This window comes from Staphylococcus pasteuri, assembly GCF_003970495.1.
Classification (GTDB): Bacteria; Bacillota; Bacilli; order Staphylococcales; family Staphylococcaceae; genus Staphylococcus; species Staphylococcus pasteuri.
This window is the reverse complement of record NZ_RXWW01000061.1, coordinates 144,374-160,731: the sequence shown is the minus strand read 5'-3', so window position 1 is coordinate 160,731 and position 16,358 is coordinate 144,374. Positions and strand designations below refer to the sequence as shown.

At 31.1% G+C, this 16,358-nt stretch carries 19 protein-coding genes; 10 read left to right on the top strand and 9 right to left on the bottom strand.

The genetic code is table 11. The annotated features are described in order from the left end of the window. Nucleotides 1-336: 336 nt before the first annotated feature. Together CD121_RS08960 and CD121_RS08955 are read right to left on the bottom strand one after the other, a co-directional pair. The gene (locus CD121_RS08960; RefSeq protein ID WP_119622921.1) at nucleotides 337-1,761 is read right to left on the bottom strand and encodes a phosphate--AMP phosphotransferase; all 1,425 of its coding nucleotides are present in this window, start codon (nucleotides 1,759-1,761) and stop codon (nucleotides 337-339) included. Between the two features lie 99 nt (nucleotides 1,762-1,860). Continuing rightward, a complete protein-coding gene (locus CD121_RS08955; RefSeq protein ID WP_029055976.1) occupies nucleotides 1,861-2,916 on the bottom strand; it encodes a PTS sugar transporter subunit IIC in 1,056 nt (351 codons plus the stop codon). 269 nt (nucleotides 2,917-3,185) lie between these two features. Between CD121_RS08955 and CD121_RS08950 the strand changes: the two genes are divergently transcribed. Further along, nucleotides 3,186-3,545: a DUF488 domain-containing protein gene (locus tag CD121_RS08950; RefSeq protein ID WP_119622923.1), complete on the top strand. Its 360-nt coding sequence runs from the start codon at nucleotides 3,186-3,188 to the stop codon at nucleotides 3,543-3,545. 61 nt (nucleotides 3,546-3,606) lie between these two features. Here the strand turns inward: CD121_RS08950 and CD121_RS08945 are convergent, their stop codons facing one another. Further along, nucleotides 3,607-4,980, bottom strand: coding sequence for an amino acid permease (locus tag CD121_RS08945; RefSeq protein WP_017636597.1), 1,374 nt, complete (start codon nucleotides 4,978-4,980; stop codon nucleotides 3,607-3,609). Between the two features lie 202 nt (nucleotides 4,981-5,182). On the opposite strand from CD121_RS08945, the gene CD121_RS08940 reads away from it, so the two are divergent. From CD121_RS08940 to CD121_RS08930, 3 genes are all read left to right on the top strand, one after another. Next, nucleotides 5,183-5,749 carry a TetR/AcrR family transcriptional regulator gene (locus tag CD121_RS08940; protein ID WP_017636598.1) on the top strand — a complete coding sequence of 189 codons (567 nt, stop codon included), beginning with the start codon at nucleotides 5,183-5,185 and terminating at the stop codon, nucleotides 5,747-5,749. A gap of 231 nt (nucleotides 5,750-5,980) precedes the next feature. Beyond that, the gene (locus tag CD121_RS08935; RefSeq protein ID WP_017636599.1) at nucleotides 5,981-6,925 is read left to right on the top strand and encodes an LLM class oxidoreductase; all 945 of its coding nucleotides are present in this window, start codon (nucleotides 5,981-5,983) and stop codon (nucleotides 6,923-6,925) included. 12 nt (nucleotides 6,926-6,937) lie between these two features. Beyond that, a complete protein-coding gene (locus CD121_RS08930) occupies nucleotides 6,938-7,174 on the top strand; it encodes a DUF896 domain-containing protein (protein ID WP_017636600.1) in 237 nt (78 codons plus the stop codon). Between the two features lie 53 nt (nucleotides 7,175-7,227). Here CD121_RS08930 and CD121_RS08925 read toward each other — a convergent pair whose 3' ends face one another. From CD121_RS08925 to CD121_RS08915, 3 genes are read right to left on the bottom strand one after another with little or no spacing between them, the layout of a single operon-like run. Next, nucleotides 7,228-7,605 carry a VOC family protein gene (locus tag CD121_RS08925; protein ID WP_119622981.1) on the bottom strand — a complete coding sequence of 126 codons (378 nt, stop codon included), beginning with the start codon at nucleotides 7,603-7,605 and terminating at the stop codon, nucleotides 7,228-7,230. A 49-nt stretch (nucleotides 7,606-7,654) separates the two neighbouring features. Beyond that, nucleotides 7,655-8,470 (bottom strand): NmrA/HSCARG family protein, encoded by an 816-nt coding sequence (locus CD121_RS08920; RefSeq protein ID WP_119622982.1) that lies wholly within the window; start codon nucleotides 8,468-8,470, stop codon nucleotides 7,655-7,657. 17 nt (nucleotides 8,471-8,487) lie between these two features. Continuing rightward, the gene (locus CD121_RS08915; protein WP_017636603.1) at nucleotides 8,488-8,790 is read right to left on the bottom strand and encodes a DUF2316 family protein; all 303 of its coding nucleotides are present in this window, start codon (nucleotides 8,788-8,790) and stop codon (nucleotides 8,488-8,490) included. 126 nt (nucleotides 8,791-8,916) lie between these two features. Between CD121_RS08915 and CD121_RS08910 the strand changes: the two genes are divergently transcribed. The 4 genes from CD121_RS08910 (at nucleotide 8,917) to CD121_RS08895 (ending at nucleotide 12,129) form a co-directional block, all read left to right on the top strand. Next, complete coding sequence (locus tag CD121_RS08910; protein WP_017636604.1) at nucleotides 8,917-9,480, top strand: TetR/AcrR family transcriptional regulator; 564 nt, start codon at nucleotides 8,917-8,919, stop codon at nucleotides 9,478-9,480. After that, nucleotides 9,473-10,177: an SDR family NAD(P)-dependent oxidoreductase gene (locus tag CD121_RS08905; protein WP_108000306.1), complete on the top strand. Its 705-nt coding sequence runs from the start codon at nucleotides 9,473-9,475 to the stop codon at nucleotides 10,175-10,177. The genes CD121_RS08910 and CD121_RS08905 overlap by 8 nt, the downstream gene beginning before the upstream one ends. Nucleotides 10,178-10,251: 74 nt before the next feature. Next, nucleotides 10,252-11,253: an amidohydrolase family protein gene (locus CD121_RS08900; protein ID WP_126567976.1), complete on the top strand. Its 1,002-nt coding sequence runs from the start codon at nucleotides 10,252-10,254 to the stop codon at nucleotides 11,251-11,253. 42 nt (nucleotides 11,254-11,295) lie between these two features. After that, on the top strand, nucleotides 11,296-12,129 hold the full coding sequence (locus CD121_RS08895) for an alpha/beta hydrolase (protein ID WP_119622984.1): 834 nt from the start codon (nucleotides 11,296-11,298) through the stop codon (nucleotides 12,127-12,129). A gap of 116 nt (nucleotides 12,130-12,245) precedes the next feature. Here CD121_RS08895 and CD121_RS08890 read toward each other — a convergent pair whose 3' ends face one another. After that, entirely contained in the window at nucleotides 12,246-13,103 is an 858-nt protein-coding gene (locus tag CD121_RS08890; protein WP_108000309.1) for a fructosamine kinase family protein, read from the bottom strand. Nucleotides 13,104-13,340: 237 nt separating this feature from the next. Here CD121_RS08890 and CD121_RS08885 point away from each other — a divergent pair, with 237 nt between their 5' ends. Together CD121_RS08885 and CD121_RS08880 are read left to right on the top strand one after the other, a co-directional pair. Continuing rightward, nucleotides 13,341-14,408, top strand: a complete 1,068-nt coding sequence (locus tag CD121_RS08885; protein WP_108000310.1) for a quinone-dependent dihydroorotate dehydrogenase — start codon at nucleotides 13,341-13,343, stop codon at nucleotides 14,406-14,408. 143 nt (nucleotides 14,409-14,551) lie between these two features. Continuing rightward, nucleotides 14,552-14,836: a hypothetical protein gene (locus tag CD121_RS08880; RefSeq protein ID WP_119623067.1), complete on the top strand. Its 285-nt coding sequence runs from the start codon at nucleotides 14,552-14,554 to the stop codon at nucleotides 14,834-14,836. A gap of 52 nt (nucleotides 14,837-14,888) precedes the next feature. Here CD121_RS08880 and CD121_RS08875 read toward each other — a convergent pair whose 3' ends face one another. Next, the gene (locus CD121_RS08875; protein WP_371683224.1) at nucleotides 14,889-15,575 is read right to left on the bottom strand and encodes an epoxyqueuosine reductase QueH; all 687 of its coding nucleotides are present in this window, start codon (nucleotides 15,573-15,575) and stop codon (nucleotides 14,889-14,891) included. A 146-nt stretch (nucleotides 15,576-15,721) separates the two neighbouring features. Further along, nucleotides 15,722-16,222 carry a DUF3278 domain-containing protein gene (locus tag CD121_RS08870; RefSeq protein ID WP_017636612.1) on the bottom strand — a complete coding sequence of 167 codons (501 nt, stop codon included), beginning with the start codon at nucleotides 16,220-16,222 and terminating at the stop codon, nucleotides 15,722-15,724. Between the last annotated feature and the right edge of the window lie 136 nt (nucleotides 16,223-16,358).

Sequence of the window (16,358 nt, the reverse complement as noted above, 5' to 3'; positions counted from 1 at the left end):
TTTGTATATTACACGTTCCTTACAAAAAATTACAAACTAAACCTCGTTTTGTAACTTTGAAATATAAATGTCGTCCTTGTAATATAAAGACTTAAACTTTTTAGTTTAAAATTTCATCACAAACCTTTATATTACATTAGATTTTTAAGAGTTTTGCTCAACTTTTACATTTGCCGTAATATTACAGATTGCATTTTAGTTACATAACTGTAATAGTTCTAAAAATTTAAAATGATTAGTTTTAACATAAAAATAGATGAAATATCCAAACTTTATCATTAATTTGAATCATTTCATCTAAACACAAACTATATTTATTTTGTAATCCGAATTAGTTTAATAGTCTTTAACGCCCCATAATACTTTTTCACATTGTCTAATAATATATTTCAATACTTCAACTCTTGCAGTCTTCTTATGATCAGCAGGCACAATGAACCAAGGTGCGTAATTAGTATCAGTATATTTAATCGTGTCATGACTTGCTTCTAAATATAAATCCCATTTATCACGATTACGCCAATCTTCATCCGTTATTTTCCATTGTTTATTTGGATCTTGCTCTCTATCCTTAAAACGCTTAAGTTGTTCATCTTTATCTAGACATAAGAAAAATTTTAAAAGAATCGCACCTTCATCTGTCCACATTTTTTCAAATTCATTAATTTCATGATAAGCTCGTTTCCATTCTTCTTTATCGGCAAACCCTTCTACTCTTTCTACTAACACCCTGCCGTACCAACTGCGATCGAATATTTCAAGGTGACCTGTTTTAGGCATTTCTTTAGCAAAGCGCCATAAGTAATGATGAGCTAATTCAACATCGGTTGGTGCACTAATACCATTTACTTCATAACCTGTAGGATCTAACTTTTCTCGAATTCGCTTAATATTACCACCTTTACCAGCTGCATCCATTCCTTCGAAAGTTAAAATAAGTGGAATCTTTCTTTCATATAATGCAAATTGAATTTCTCTCATACGTTTTTGTAAAGGTTCAATCATCTCTTTATATTCTTTTTTAGAAATTTTCTCGAATTTAACATCAAACATATTAGTCGAAAAATCTTTGCTAAATGCACCGTCTTTATTAGCTTGCTGTCTATTTGATTTCTTAATCGCGTTTTCTAATCTTTCTATTATATGTTTGTACATTTTTTCAAATGCAACTTCACGTTGTGTATAATCAATGACTTCCCATTGGTTATCTTTATGTGTGAACTTTCTCATTTCTGCTAAATACGTTTCATTAGGGATGACCTGTTCATATTCTTGAACTTTCCATTTCATTAATGGATTGTCTTTAGTTTGTTGAATATGTTCTTGTCGTTTTTCTTCGCTCACTTCAATATAAAACTTAATTAGTTCATAATTGTCATTTTGCAGCATTGTTTCAAAACTTTTGATTTGATTAACTAGTTTCTCACTTTTTTTATAATATGCTTGTTTAATACCATTTTCTTTATAATCTAAGAAATGAGAATACCAACTTCTAAAATATATGTTAATGTGTCCTTTTTGAGGTAATGTGTTCCAATATTTTTGTAAAAATTGATATCTTAAATCTTCATATTGTGGTGACTTAGTAGAGATGAATTGTGTGTATTTTGCATCAAAAATCAGTAATAGTTCATTGGATAAGCGTGTCTTCCCTGACGCCGGCATACCTTCAAATAAAATCATAATTGGAATGCCTAATTCATGAGTTTGGCGAGTCAGACTTGCTGCTTTCAATTTTAATTCTTCTATTTTTTTATTCATAATACCCACCCTTTGGTTAAAAATGAAATTTTATAAAGTATAGCATAATAAAAAAACAGGTCCTTTACTTTTAAATAAAAGAAACCTGTTTTTTACTTATTATGCTAAAAATTTAAATATGTCATTACTATAAATTTTAAATACCTTTCTAAATAGAATATCTAAAATCCATGCTACAAGGAAAGGAACGATAAAGTATGCAATCATTATAAGCAATAAACTCAACCAAGCAGAATCAAGTCCCATAAATTTAAATGCATTAATTGGACCTACCATACCTATAAAACCAAATCCTGCTGATTCTTTTGTACCTGCTATACCTACAATTCCTGAAGTAATCCCTGAAACTGCGGCTGTAATTAATATTGGTAGCATAATAATCGGATAACGTACCATGTTAGGCATCATCATTTTCACACCGCCAAAGAAAATAGACATTGGCACACCCGCTCGATTGACTTGGCTAGTTCCAATTAGTAATACCGCTTCTGTAGCTGCTATACCAATAGATGCGGAACCAGCCGCTATACCCGAAATACCAATCGCTATGGCAATCGCTACTGTTGATAGCGGCGATATGATAATGAAACTAAATACCATTGAAATTAACATACTCATTAATACAGGCTGTAATTCTGTAAAACTGTTTACCATATTTCCTATCCCAGTTGTAATCATATGTACATAAGGTAGGATTAATACACCGATTGTTGCTGCAATGCCCCCTATAAACGTTGGATATACAATTAAAGCCATACTACCTACACGGTGTTCTATTAACAAAATCAACAATACCGCAATAGATGCAGTAATCATTGTATTAATCAAATCCCCTATTCCAGCAATCACCCATGTACCATTCTTAAATTGAGCAGCACCACTTCCAACATAAGAAGCACTTGCTACTACTGCCATAGCTAATGGTGTCAAATTAAATTTTAAAGCGATTAACGCTCCTACTAGTGCCGGTACTGTAAATTGGATTGCTTGAACAACACCTAGCAATGTTTTAAAAATAGGATGATATTGGGAGAAATATTTAAATATTTCTCCCAATATCGCATTAGGTACTAAACCTGCTACAATACCTACTGCTACCCCAGATAACACTCTGAATATAAAATCTTTTGGTCTTATTTTACTCAATGTTGTCATTTCTAGCGCCTCCAATAATCTATTACAATAAAAAAAGACAAATAGCCTTAATTGAACTAACTATACACATGATGAAATCTAAGGTGTGTTGGTATTCGTTGATGCAATCATTTGTTGTGTAAAGTTGGGCCAATTAAGACTATAACAAGTATTATACCATATTATTTAGAATTTTCAGATAATTATTTTAAATTTTCATCATTTTTTAACATCTTTATGCCATTATGATTGTTATGCTAAAGATACAAATAAAAGAGGAGATGTATACGATGACTGTTAAATGTCAACGCATCTATGATAAGCAAATTGCTAAAGGTAAGCGTGTGTTAGTTGATCGTGTTTGGCCAAGAGGTGTTTCTAAAGAAGACGCACAATTGGATGAATGGTTAAAAAAAGTGGCCCCTACTACTGAATTAAGAAAATGGTTTAATCATGAACCTAAATTATACGCTGCGTTTTCAGAAAAGTATGCTAAAGAATTACGTGAAAATAGCGAACAACAAGAAGCTTTTGAATATCTTAAAGACTTTGTGTCATCAAGTAAGGAAGATGTTATTTTATTATATGCCGCAAAGGATACTCAATATAATCACGCTAATGTATTAATGAAACTTCTAAAAAATAACTAAATCAATAAAAAGCATTTAATGAGTTTACCTTTCATTAACTCATTAAATGCTTTTGTTTTAATTATTCATCTACAATTTCTGCTTTTCTAGATTCTTTCTTATATCTCAAATACATTAAACCTAATATTCCCATCCAAAATGGGGCAATAATAACTGCTATTCTTGTACTATTGTTAATTAATAAAATAATAAATATAAATGCAAAGAATGTAACAATACCATAAGCCATCCACTTACCGCCTGGTAATTTGTATTGACTTTGTTTATGTAACTCTGGATTTTGTTTTAAATAACCGATATAAGCAATCATAATAATAGACCAAATTACGATATTTAATACTGTAGAAACTGTTGTAATATATACAAATACTTTCGTTGCATCTTTAAAGATGGCATTAAGTACAACAGAAATACTTAACAATCCACATGTTACTAAAATCGCATAATAAGGCACACCATTTCTATTTGTTTTTCCTAATATAGGAGGTGCTTGTTTACGTTGAGATAATCCAAACATTGTTCTACTATTGGCAAACACGCCACTATTACAAGCTGAAGCTGCTGCAGTTAATACTACAAAGTTGATAAGTCCTGCCGCAAAAGGAATACCAACTAACCCAAATAATTTAACATACGGACTATCTGACGGACTAAGTTGATTCCAAGGTACCGCAGCCATAATAACTGCTAAAGAACCAATATAAAAAATCAAAATTCGATAAGGTACATTATTGATTGCTTGAGGAATTGTTTTATGAGGATTCTTAGTTTCACCTGCTGTGATTCCTATTAATTCAATACCTATAAATGAAAAGATTGCCATTTGAAATGACATGAAAAAGCCAGATGCACCATGAGGGAATATACCACCATGACTCCAAATATTAGATACACTAGCTGTTCCGTATGGCGTCTTCATTGCAAAAATGACCATAACAATTCCTACTATTATTAATGCTAAAATTGTTAAAACTTTAATAATAGCAAACCAAAATTCCAATTCTCCAAATAATTTAGCGCTGAATAAATTTAAAGACATGAGAACTAGTAATGTAAATAACGCCGTTAACCAGTTCGGCATAGCCGGGTACCAGTAATCTACGTATTTAGCTACAGCTGTAATTTCGGCCATACCAGAAATAATCCATGTTAACCAATATGTCCAACCTACAATAAATCCTGCCAATGGACCTATATGTTTATGGGCGATATCCGCAAATGATTTAAAACCAAGATTAGATAATAACATTTCTCCCATTGCACGCATAAACATAAATAATACAAAACCTACTATAATATATGTAAGTAAAATTGAAGGACCAGCCAAATGAATAGATTCACCTGCTCCTAAAAATAAACCTGTTCCAATTGCACCACCAATAGCAATCAATTGAATATGTCTATTACTTAACTCACGTTGCAATTTATCCGCCATTATTGTCTCCCCATTCCGGTCATTGCTTAACTATAATTTTTTGTGTAATATAAACTTTCATTTCTACTATAAAGTTACACATACCCTCATTTTCAAATTACAATCAACTATTTAATATGATTTAGATTAATACTTTGACATCTCAATAGTTAAGCAAGATAATTTAATAAAGATTGACAACACATGTTAGGTAGGTAAAAAGATGAATACGACTAAAATAGATCCACGAGTTTTACGTACTAAAAAACTATTAGTTGAAGCATTTCAAACCGTATCCCGAAAAAAACAATTCTCACAATTAACCGTGAAAAATATTACTGACGAAGCAACAGTGAATAGAGCTACTTTCTATGCCCATTTCACTGATAAATATGATATTTTGGATTATTCACTATCAGTAACCATTCTTAAAGATTTAAACGATACATTGAAGGTTTCAGATTTTATAAATGAACAAGTGCTTTCACAATTATTTATGACTATCTGTGATTATATGGTAGATGTTCAAAATTTTTGCAAGTTAAATCAAGACGTATTTTGTAACCAAGCACATCAACGTATTAATGAAGAATTAGAAGATATATTCACAATTATGTTAGAAAATAGTTACCCTAATCATGAACGAGACATCCTCGTCAACAGTGCTAGTTTCTTATCGGCTGGTCTATGTGGCTTATGTAAACACTGGCTTAATACAAGTCAACAAACTGCTAAAGTATTTATAGAGAAAAATCTTCCATTTCTTATTCACCATGTTGCGCATTTATAATTTTCTTATTCAAAATTCACTTATATATCTATTCATAAAAATCGTTCTAAAACGTTAATTTATGAATAGATTTTTTATTTTTAGCAACACATTTTAAAATATGTTAGTTAAACGACAATTTTATAAACATGTTGTTTGCACTTTTTTAGATTAAGGTATATATTATATTTAAACAACATATGTTGTATAGATAATATGTGTTGTTAAACTGAAAAGATTGGAGGGTATGATATGACAACAATAGAGGATCACGAGGGATTTAAGCGGACATTCAAAGATAAGCATTTAACTTTAGGATTATCTATTCCGTTCGATCAGCCAAAACAGAAACAAATTAATATCGATGAACAAGTTGAATTAGCTCAATTAGCTGAAGAGTTGGATTACTCAAGCCTATTTGTAAGGGACAATCCGTTATATAGCAAATATTTAGGTAACGTAACCGAGAATTACGACCCATTTGTATTTTTAACTTACTTAGCTGCCCATACTTCCAAAATATCTCTTGGCACAGCAAGTATTGTTGCTACATTACGTCATCCCCTCCATTTAGCTAAGGCAGCTACATCTCTCGATATTTTATCCCACGAAAGACTATTATTAGGTATGGCTACAGGTGATCGATCGTTTGAATTTCCAGCTTTTAAAGTGAATGAAGATGAACTAGCAGAACGATATCGTACATCTATTAAATCACTACGACAGTTATGGCAATCAAATGCGCCTGACATTTCAAATGCTATGTTTGAACTAATTGAAGATTCTGGTTTACAGGTTTTACCTAAACATAAAGCTATTCCAATGTTTGGTACTGGATACTCAAAACAATCTATAGAATGGCTTAAACAAAATATGGATGGTTGGATATTTTATGCTCAACATTTTCAAGATCAAAAGCAACTGGTAGAACAATGGCATAAAGATAATGAAATTTTTAAACCTTTCATAAATATATTGTTCGTCGATTTATCTAGTAATCCTAATGAGACAGTCAAACCTATTAAAGGCGGCTATCGAACAGGTAGAAAAATGTTAATTGAAATTTTAAAAGCATACGAAACAATAGGTACAAACCATATAATATTACGATTTATCAATAAAGACAGACAACTAAAAGATATCATCAATGAAGTTGGAACGTATATAGTACCCTACTTTCCAACTCACCAAATTTAGGAGGAATTAATAATGGAAATTTTAAACAGAATAAATGAATTAGCAAATAAAGAAAAAGTACAAACATTGAGTGTAGAAGAAAAACAAGAACAACAAGCGCTTAGACAAGATTATTTAAAAATGATCAGAGGACAAGTGTTAAATACATTTTCAACTATGAAAGTCGTTGATCCACTTGGTCAAGATGTAACACCAGACAAAGTTTATGATTTGCGAAAAGAATATGGCAACATTCAAGAAAATGAATAACTAAATTTAAAAAGGCACTCAGTCTCCAAATGGAAACTAAGTGCCTTTGTTATTTAACAAACTAAAAAATTGAATTTATGGCCATCTGGATCAGCAAACATTGCACCATAATAACCTTGCTTAACACAAGGTTTTTCTAAAATAGTACCTCCTGCTGATTCGACGCTTTCGATAAGTTGGTCTACTTCTTCATTCGTATTAACACCTAACGAAATAATTGTTTCATTCGCATTAGAAGTTACCGTATCTTTAGTAACCGCTTCAAAGTGATTATTTTTAATTAAAATAACAATCGTATTGCCTATTTTAATCCCTACCATTTTATCTAACATCTCTGGGTTATGATTAATTTCAAAACCTAAAGCTCGGTAAAATGCTTCACTTCTATTCAAATCTTTCACATGCAAATTAAACCACATTGATTTAATCATAAATTCGGCTCCTTTAATTGGTTAATTTAAATCGCAACAATATTTCTACTTAAAATTGTACATGTTCAATCCACTGTGCTAGAGATAGTTTATCAGGGTTAATTTGATTCATTAATTCAAAATCAACCACATATCCTTTATCTTCTAACCAACTTCTTTCAGCTGTACCACTCACAAATTCACCTTTAATTTCTGTAGGTAGACCAGTGACAGTTGCAAATGTTTTAACCACTTCATTTAAAGTTAATTCATCTGACGCAATTTCGATGGCTTGATGATTATATTGTTCTGGTTTTTTAAATAAATTAGCTGCAACTTTCGCAATATCAAGTGAAGAAATCATTGCGAATTTAACTTCTGGATTGATAAACTCAGGTATTGTTATTTGTTGGTCTTCTTTCTTAGCAATTCTAAGGAAGTTATCCATAAAGAATGATGGTTTAATAATTGAAAAGTTTAATGATGATGTTTTCAGTTCATTTTCTATTTCAGCTAACGCTTCAAAATGGGGTCCTGTTCTATCTCTATTAACACCGCCTGCTGTACTATACACAACATACTCAATATGTTGTTTTTCAGCTAATTTAATAATCATTTTTCCTTGTCTTAATTCTTCCTCAATATCATCTTTAATGATTGGTTGAACACTATATAATCCATATTGTCCTTCCATTGCTTCTTCTAAGCTTTGTTGATTACTCAAATCACCTTCAAAAATTTCAAGTTGATCACTTTCAATAGAAGTTAATTTATCATTATGTTTATTACGAGTTAAAGCACGTACATGCCAACCATCAGTTAATAATTGTCTTACAACTGCATTACCTTGTTTACCTGTAGCTCCAATAACTAGAATACTTTTCATTTATTTTCTCTCCTTTATTACTGTTGTAAAAACCAATAATCTTCCTTCTCACCTTTTAAATAAGTGTATTCTTTAGGTGATTTACCCATATGCCATATATTTTCATTCATTAAATCTCTTATATCCCATACTAAATGAATAAATTGATGTAAATGATTTCCAAACAATTTGTTTGGTGCTTTCATCTGTAATACATGAGATACCTCATTAATTGAAATATTCATTTCATCTGCTATATTTTTCAAACTCAAAGTCGTTTCATCAAAATGCTCTTGTAATTCTCTAGCTGTAATTTGTCTTTGTTCTTTATTTAATGACATCTACATCACTCTTCCCTTTTATTAAAACATCTACATCTCTTTTATTTGTCTTTTTATATGATAGGCTTTATAATAAACGGATAGTTGTCCGTTTGTCAACAAACTTATTTTAAGAAGGTGATGTATTTGCGTAAAGACGCCCTAGAAAATCGACAGCGTATTGAGAAAAAAGCAATTGAACTCTTTAACCAACATGGCGTTCAAGAAGTAAGTATGAATCGTATCGCAAAAGACTTAAATATTGGAATGGGAACATTGTATCGTCATTTCAAAGATAAAAGTGCATTATGTGCAACTATCATTGCACATGACTTTACTGACATTATCAACGAAATGTATGAAGTTAAAAACAAGAACAGTGATAAACAACTGATTTTCAGTGATTCACTAGACATCTTTTTAACATTTAAATCTAATAATAGTGAGTTATTACATTGTATTGAAGACACAACAGATAAAAATGACTTTTACAATAGCGACATTTATTTACAATTATTTAAGTTTTATTATGAAGTTCTTGGCAATAATACAAGTACACCATGGACAACATTTAAAGTAGATATGTTACTTAAATCTTTATCTACCAATTCTTTTGAATTACAAAAAGAAAAGCGCGGTCTTTCAAACGAATCAATTAGAGACTATTTAATCAAACTATATATTACAGACGAGGTGGCAACAAATGGCTAAAATTACATTAATTACAGGTGGAAATAAAGGACTAGGCTTTGAAACAGCTAAATCACTTATCGACCAAGGTCATAAAGTATATATCGGTTCACGTGATGAATCCCGTGGACAAGAAGCAGCACAACAAATTGGCGCTCAACTTGTTCAATTAGATGTCACTGATGATACATCAGTTAAAAAAGCATTCGATTATATCAAAGAACAGGAAGGCCGTTTAGATGTATTAGTAAATAATGCAGGTATCTCTGGTCAATTTGCTAAACCTGCTGATATTACAGTTGAAGATATGAACAAAGTTTATCAAACAAATGTCTTTGGTATTGTCAGAATGATGAATACATTTGTACCATTATTAGAACAATCTGAACAACCAGTTGTCGTTAATGTCACAAGTGGTCTTGGTTCATTTGGTATGGTCACTAATCCAAATACTCAAGAATATCATGTTAATTCATTAGCATATTGTTCATCTAAATCTGCAGTAACTATGTTAACTGTTCAATATGCTAAAGGTTTACCAAATATGCAAATCAATGCTGCAGATCCTGGTTCTACTAATACTGACTTAGTTGGCGATTTTAGTAACAATGCTAAACCAGCAACAGAAGGTATTAAACCAATTGTAGAGTTAGCAACAATTGATGCGGATGGACCAACTGGCACATTTATTAATGCTGATGGCAAAATGCCTTGGTAAACTTTTGAAAGTTAGAACTAAAAACTTTATAACAAATGATGTAAATAACATACATTCTATTGGAGGATTTTATAATGAAAAGTATTACTTTTGAAGAACACTATGTCATCGATGAGATTCAAAAAGAAACAATGAAAGCAGCATCTGCTGATCCTAATGGCGTACCAATGAAAACAATGCTTGAAGGTTTAGAACAAAAATCTGGCTTTACTGATGCGGATGAAATTAAATACCATGATAAACGTATCAAATTTATGGATGAACAAAATGTTCAAATGCAAGTTTTATCATATGGTAACGGCGCACCTTCTAACTTAGAAGGGCAAAGAGCTATCGATCTTTGTAAACAAGCTAATGATACATTAGCTGAATATGTTAAAGAATATCCAGACCGTTTTGTTGGTTTTGCTACATTACCTATTAACGAACCTGAAGCAGCTGTTGAAGAATTTAAACGTTGCATCAATGAATTAGGTTTCAAAGGTGCACTTATTATGGGACGCCCTAAAGACGGCTTCTTAGATCAAGACAAATATGATGGCATTTTTGCAACGGCTGAAGCTTTAAATGTACCAATTTACTTACATCCAGCACCTGTTAATAGCGATGTATATCAAGCATATTATAAAGGTAATTATCCAGAAGTAACTGCTGCAACATTTGCTTGTTTCGGTTATGGTTGGCATATTGATGTAGGTATCCATGCTATTCATCTTGTACTATCTGGTGTTTTCGATTGTTACCCTAACTTAAATATGATTATTGGACACTGGGGAGAATTCGTTCCATTCTTCTTAGAACGTATGGACGACACTTTATTTGCAGATCATTTACAACACCCAGTTAGTCATTATTTCAAAAATAACTTTTATGTAACACCAAGTGGTATGTTAACTAAACCTCAATTTGATTTAGTTAAAAAAGAAATGGGCATCGACCGTATCCTTTATGCTGCTGACTATCCATATATCGAACCTGAACGTTTAGGCGTATTTTTAGATGAATTAGGTTTAACTGACGAAGAAAAAGAGAAAGTAAGTTATACAAATGGAGCTAAGTTATTAGGATTAGAATAATATTCCAATAATCATTGTTAATAATAAATGGAGGTATTTTATATGAATACTATAGAACTAAAAGGTGCTAAATTACGCTATCATCAAATCGGACAAGGACCTGTATTAATTTTCATTCCAGGAGCTAATGGTACTGGTGGTATCTTTATGCCACTTGCACAACAACTTAAAGATCATTTTACAGTTGTAGCAGTCGATCGTCGTGACTATGGTGAAAGTGAATTAACAGAGCCACTACCTGAATCAGCTGCTAACCCAGATGATGATTATCGTGTAAAACGTGATGCTAAAGATATTGCAGAACTTGCACAATCATTAAGTGATGAGCCAGTATATGTATTAGGTTCAAGCTCTGGTTCAATCGTTGCTATGCACGTATTAAAAGATTATCCAGAAATCGTTAAACAAATTGCTTTCCATGAACCACCTATCAACACATTCTTACCTGATAGTAAATATTGGAAAGACAAAAATGATGATATCGTAAACAAAGTATTAACTGAAGGTTTAGAAGTTGGTATGAAAGACTTTGCTGAATCATTAAAAATTGCACCTATTGATGCTAAAATGATGACTGCTCAACCTGAATCAGAAGAAGCTAAAAAAGAGCAATATCAACGTTCAATGTTCTGGGTAGAATACGAGATTCGTCAATATACACATTCTGATATTACTTTAGATGATTTCAAAAAACATGAAGATAAAATTACTTTATTAAATGGTACTGACTCTAAAGGTTCATTCCCACAAGATGTGAACTTCTATATCAATGAACAAATTGATTTACCAATTGTTGATATTCCAGGCGGCCACTTAGGTTATGTTCAAAAACCTGAGGGCTTTGCAGAAGTATTATTAAAAATGTGGAATAACTAAAATCATTTTTAAACTAAAGACAATATCTAGTTATAAAATGTTATGTTTTTATACGTAGCGTTGAATATATAGAGAAACACGCGTTGAGATTTACCTTCTCAACGCGTGTTTTTTCTTTATCCTAATATTGTTTCCATGGAGCGATTAACACTACCTTCATACATACCGCCAAATTTTAATAAATGAATCATAAGTAAATATAATCTATAAAACTCTAAACGCTCATATGCGCCTTTAGCTAATGGATAATGCTTTTCATATTCATCATAAAATTCTTGTGTAAACCCACCAAATACTGTCGTAATACCTAAATCAAATTCACGATCGCCATAAAATGGTGCTGGGTCAAATAAAGCTGGTTGACCATCCGTTAAGAACATATAATTGCCACCCCATAAATCACCGTGCAATAATGATGGCTTGCTTTGGTGATTGTCTAAGGCGTTGACCATTACTTCTCTGACCTGTTCATATACTTTATTATCTTCTTTATTCCATAATCCTTTGCGCAATAATTCATCTCTAATGTGATCCATACGTTGTTCTATAAATAATTCTTTCCATGAATTTGTCCATGTATTTTCAAATGAAATATCGCCACCTTCATGAGGTAATCGAAAACCAAATTGACCGTCTTCTTGTTGTTGGCTATGCATTTTAGCAACTAATTGACCTAATTCTCTTTGGCTTCCACCAGTACCTTCTTCTAAATAGCTTAATAATAAATAAGCATCGTCATTAATTTCCCCGCTTGCGATAACTTTCGGTGCAGTAATGCCAGCATTTTCAAATTCATTAAGACCTGCAATCTCCGCAGCATAAAAAGATTCATTTCTATTTCGTTGAACTAATAAGAAAAATGTGTCATCTTGCTGTGTAGTAACTTTGAATGCTTCGTTAACATCCCCACCACTTACAGGCGTAATATCTTTAATATAATCTAGAGGTAATTGTTCTTTCCAATCTATTGCCATTATCTCACCTTCCATTTATCTGTAATACTTCTTATATTTCCTAAATATATCACTTTTAATCTTTAAGTATGTCACCTATGTGAATGAATCATTATTTAGAAGTTCGACTATTTTTTAAATTTTTATAATTTAACTAGGAAATTTAATATGAAAGTGCTAGTCTATTAAAAGGAAAAGTTTCAAATATATTAAATTGAGGATAGTAAGCCTCAAATATAATGAACTAGGAGCGTTAATATGTATAAACTAATCAAACCATTATTATTCAAAATCGAACCTGAAAAAGCACACGGATTAACAATTGATGCACTAAAAATCGCACAAAAACAGTCATATGTATTACCTATTATGAAAAAATTATTCGACTATCAAAACCCAATTCTTTCACAAAATATCCATGGTATCACATTTGAAAATCCTATTGGACTTGCCGCTGGTTATGATAAATCTTGTGAAGTACCTAAAGCTTTAGAAAACCTTGGATTTGGTGCATTAGAATTAGGTGGTATCACGCCAAAACCACAACCTGGTAATCCTCAACCTCGTATGTATAGATTATTAGAAGACGATGCTTTAATTAACCGTATGGGCTTTAATAATATTGGAATGAATAAAGCACTTAGTAACTTACGACGTCATGCTTATCATACGCCAATCGGTCTTAACGTTGGTGTAAATAAAATGACTTCTTATGATAACCGTTACCAAGATTACATTAAAGTTATAGATACATTTAAAAATGACGTGGATTTCTTCACTGTGAATATTAGTTCTCCAAATACTGAGAACTTACAAAATTTTCATGACAAAGATGAATTTTCAATGTTATGTAGTGCTTTAGAAACATTCAAAGCACAAAATGAAATTAATGTACCTATATTCTTAAAACTTACTTCTGACATGGATGAAAATGGATTAAAATCACTCTTACCAACTATTAAAGAACATTTTGACGGTGTTATTCTTGCGAATACGACACGTCAACGTGATGGTTTAACATCAGCCAATCGTGTTGAAGATGGTGGGTTAAGTGGTCGTCCATTATTTGAACGTAACTTAAAATTAGTTAAATTAGCATACCAAGAAACTAATGGAGAATTACTAATTATTGGTACTGGTGGCATCTTTAGTTCTGAAGACGCAATTAAAATGATACGTAATGGAGCTTCATTACTACAAATTTATTCATCTCTTGTAATAGAAGGTCCAGGTCTAACTAAGAAAATAAATAAAGAAATCGCTCAGTATTTAAAACAAAATGATTATCAAAATATTAGTGATATTATTGGATTAGATGCAAAGTAGCGTACTAATAATTCAGTTAATAGTATAATATCTTTACTTTGTATAGGTCTTTTATATAGGATCTAAATCAAAGTAATCATAGATAGTTATAAAATAGAACTTACTCAATGTTATGTGTCATGAATATGGGGGGCATTCTTAAAATGCGAGAAGAAACAAAAGAAAAAGATATGAATCATTCAACGCAACAAGATAATATCGATAACAATAGCAAGACTGAAAGTAACGAAGAAGATGAACGTAAAGGGCTACATGGTTATCGCAAAACAGATCTTGATTTAGAAATTGAACGCGAATTACAAGAAATGATGGAAAATGATGACAAAGAAGTAAAGAAAGAAAATAAACGCTTTAAACTATTCTCTTTCCTTGCTATGTTAGTTATCGCCATTATGGCAATTATACGTTTCATTCATAAAATGATTTAACTTTATTAGAATACCCAGAGTTAAGGCTCTCGCCTTTTAACTCTGGGTATTTTTAAAATTGTTGTAAAAATGCACTTGCATCTTTATTGATTTGTTTAAAGTCAATACCTTGTTTCATTGCTGCAAAGACACATCCACAATAACATTGTCTAAATATATTATAGTCATTACACATTTCTATAGAACGTTCATAGCCTTTGTTTTTCTTGAAATCACTAGGTAGATATTTAACGTTATATACATTTTGCACATCCATCCCTAATTGATTAATTAATTGTGCATTCTTTTTAGGAGATAATGTAATCGCACTACCAAAATAATCATAACCATATTTAATAGCTGCTTCTGCTACTAATTCAAGTCTCATTTCAAAACAAGCAGTACATCTTAGACCACCTTCAGGCTCCTCAGTTAACCCTTTAGCCTTAGCCATTTTCATAAATTCATGTGGTTTATATTTAGCTTCAATATACTTCACATTTGAACCTGTCTTTTCATTGAAATCTTGAACAAACATTTCTTGTACTTTGGCACGTCTTAAGTATTCATTTTTAGGGTGAATATTGGGATTAGCAAAATAAATAGCGATATCAGCATATTGTGTTAAAAATTCTAAAGTATATGTGCTACATGGTGCACAACAACTATGTAATAAAATTTTAGGCCTCTCGTTTTCCCTTTCCCATTGTTGAATCATTTTCCTTAACACTTTGTCATAGTTTACCTTTTGATTTTTCATTTTTTTCAAAATGTCGCCCGCTTCAATCAAAAGAAAACACTCCCTCCATTATTTATTATATAATTTATGAATATTATACAATAAATCGATAATGAAAAAGTGTTCTCAGAGAAATTACTTTTATTTTATTTAATTAAATATTAAGTTTAATATTCTTTCATGATTTTATTTACTTGATAAACATACATAAATCCACCAAATACAATACCCGCAATAATGGCAGTAATAATTTCCATACCCCATTGAATACTTGTATGCTGTAAATATTTTATGATTAAACCTAAGAGAAACATAGCACTTCCGAAGTAAAGCATCAAAATCACACTTTTAATTCGATATTTATTCACTAATTTTTTATATTCTTCTGGTGAATAAACTTTATCTTTATTTAGTTCATCAGATTTTGTTTTATATAACAATACGCCATTAATTATAAAAAAGAAAATGAATAGTAATATTGTATTTAATGAAATTGTTTGGTGATACGCATCAATGATTAGGTTAGACAGTAACAAAATAGGCATACCAATATAAGTAATTATAAATGTAGTAGCCAATTTTTGATTTAAAAGTGTTCTCTCCCTTTCATCTTTTTCAGTTGATGTATTAGTAATCCAATTTAATAACTTTTCATTCAACTGACTCATATGAATACCCCTTTCAACTAGTAATTTTAGTATATGTCTAATATATATGACACATGTACTAATGTCAAATATAAATGACATTAGTACTTAATTGTATTCATTTAACATAGAACATTGTATGATGTTGTTAGCAATA

Excerpts from the sequence above, each read along its gene's own strand:
- CD121_RS08960 (WP_119622921.1), bottom strand. The coding sequence starts at position 1,761 with ATGAATAAAAAAATAGAAGAATTAAAATTGAAAGCAGCAAGTCTGACT.
- CD121_RS08955 (WP_029055976.1), bottom strand. The coding sequence starts at position 2,916 with ATGACAACATTGAGTAAAATAAGACCAAAAGATTTTATATTCAGAGTG.
- CD121_RS08950 (WP_119622923.1), top strand. The coding sequence starts at position 3,186 with ATGACTGTTAAATGTCAACGCATCTATGATAAGCAAATTGCTAAAGGT.
- CD121_RS08945 (WP_017636597.1), bottom strand. The coding sequence starts at position 4,980 with ATGGCGGATAAATTGCAACGTGAGTTAAGTAATAGACATATTCAATTG.
- CD121_RS08940 (WP_017636598.1), top strand. The coding sequence starts at position 5,183 with ATGAATACGACTAAAATAGATCCACGAGTTTTACGTACTAAAAAACTA.
- CD121_RS08935 (WP_017636599.1), top strand. The coding sequence starts at position 5,981 with ATGACAACAATAGAGGATCACGAGGGATTTAAGCGGACATTCAAAGAT.
- CD121_RS08930 (WP_017636600.1), top strand. The coding sequence starts at position 6,938 with ATGGAAATTTTAAACAGAATAAATGAATTAGCAAATAAAGAAAAAGTA.
- CD121_RS08925 (WP_119622981.1), bottom strand. The coding sequence starts at position 7,605 with ATGATTAAATCAATGTGGTTTAATTTGCATGTGAAAGATTTGAATAGA.
- CD121_RS08920 (WP_119622982.1), bottom strand. The coding sequence starts at position 8,470 with ATGAAAAGTATTCTAGTTATTGGAGCTACAGGTAAACAAGGTAATGCA.
- CD121_RS08915 (WP_017636603.1), bottom strand. The coding sequence starts at position 8,790 with ATGTCATTAAATAAAGAACAAAGACAAATTACAGCTAGAGAATTACAA.
- CD121_RS08905 (WP_108000306.1), top strand. The coding sequence starts at position 9,473 with ATGGCTAAAATTACATTAATTACAGGTGGAAATAAAGGACTAGGCTTT.
- CD121_RS08900 (WP_126567976.1), top strand. The coding sequence starts at position 10,252 with ATGAAAAGTATTACTTTTGAAGAACACTATGTCATCGATGAGATTCAA.
- CD121_RS08895 (WP_119622984.1), top strand. The coding sequence starts at position 11,296 with ATGAATACTATAGAACTAAAAGGTGCTAAATTACGCTATCATCAAATC.
- CD121_RS08890 (WP_108000309.1), bottom strand. The coding sequence starts at position 13,103 with ATGGCAATAGATTGGAAAGAACAATTACCTCTAGATTATATTAAAGAT.
- CD121_RS08885 (WP_108000310.1), top strand. The coding sequence starts at position 13,341 with ATGTATAAACTAATCAAACCATTATTATTCAAAATCGAACCTGAAAAA.
- CD121_RS08880 (WP_119623067.1), top strand. The coding sequence starts at position 14,552 with ATGCGAGAAGAAACAAAAGAAAAAGATATGAATCATTCAACGCAACAA.
- CD121_RS08875 (WP_371683224.1), bottom strand. The coding sequence starts at position 15,575 with ATGAAAAATCAAAAGGTAAACTATGACAAAGTGTTAAGGAAAATGATT.
- CD121_RS08870 (WP_017636612.1), bottom strand. The coding sequence starts at position 16,222 with ATGAGTCAGTTGAATGAAAAGTTATTAAATTGGATTACTAATACATCA.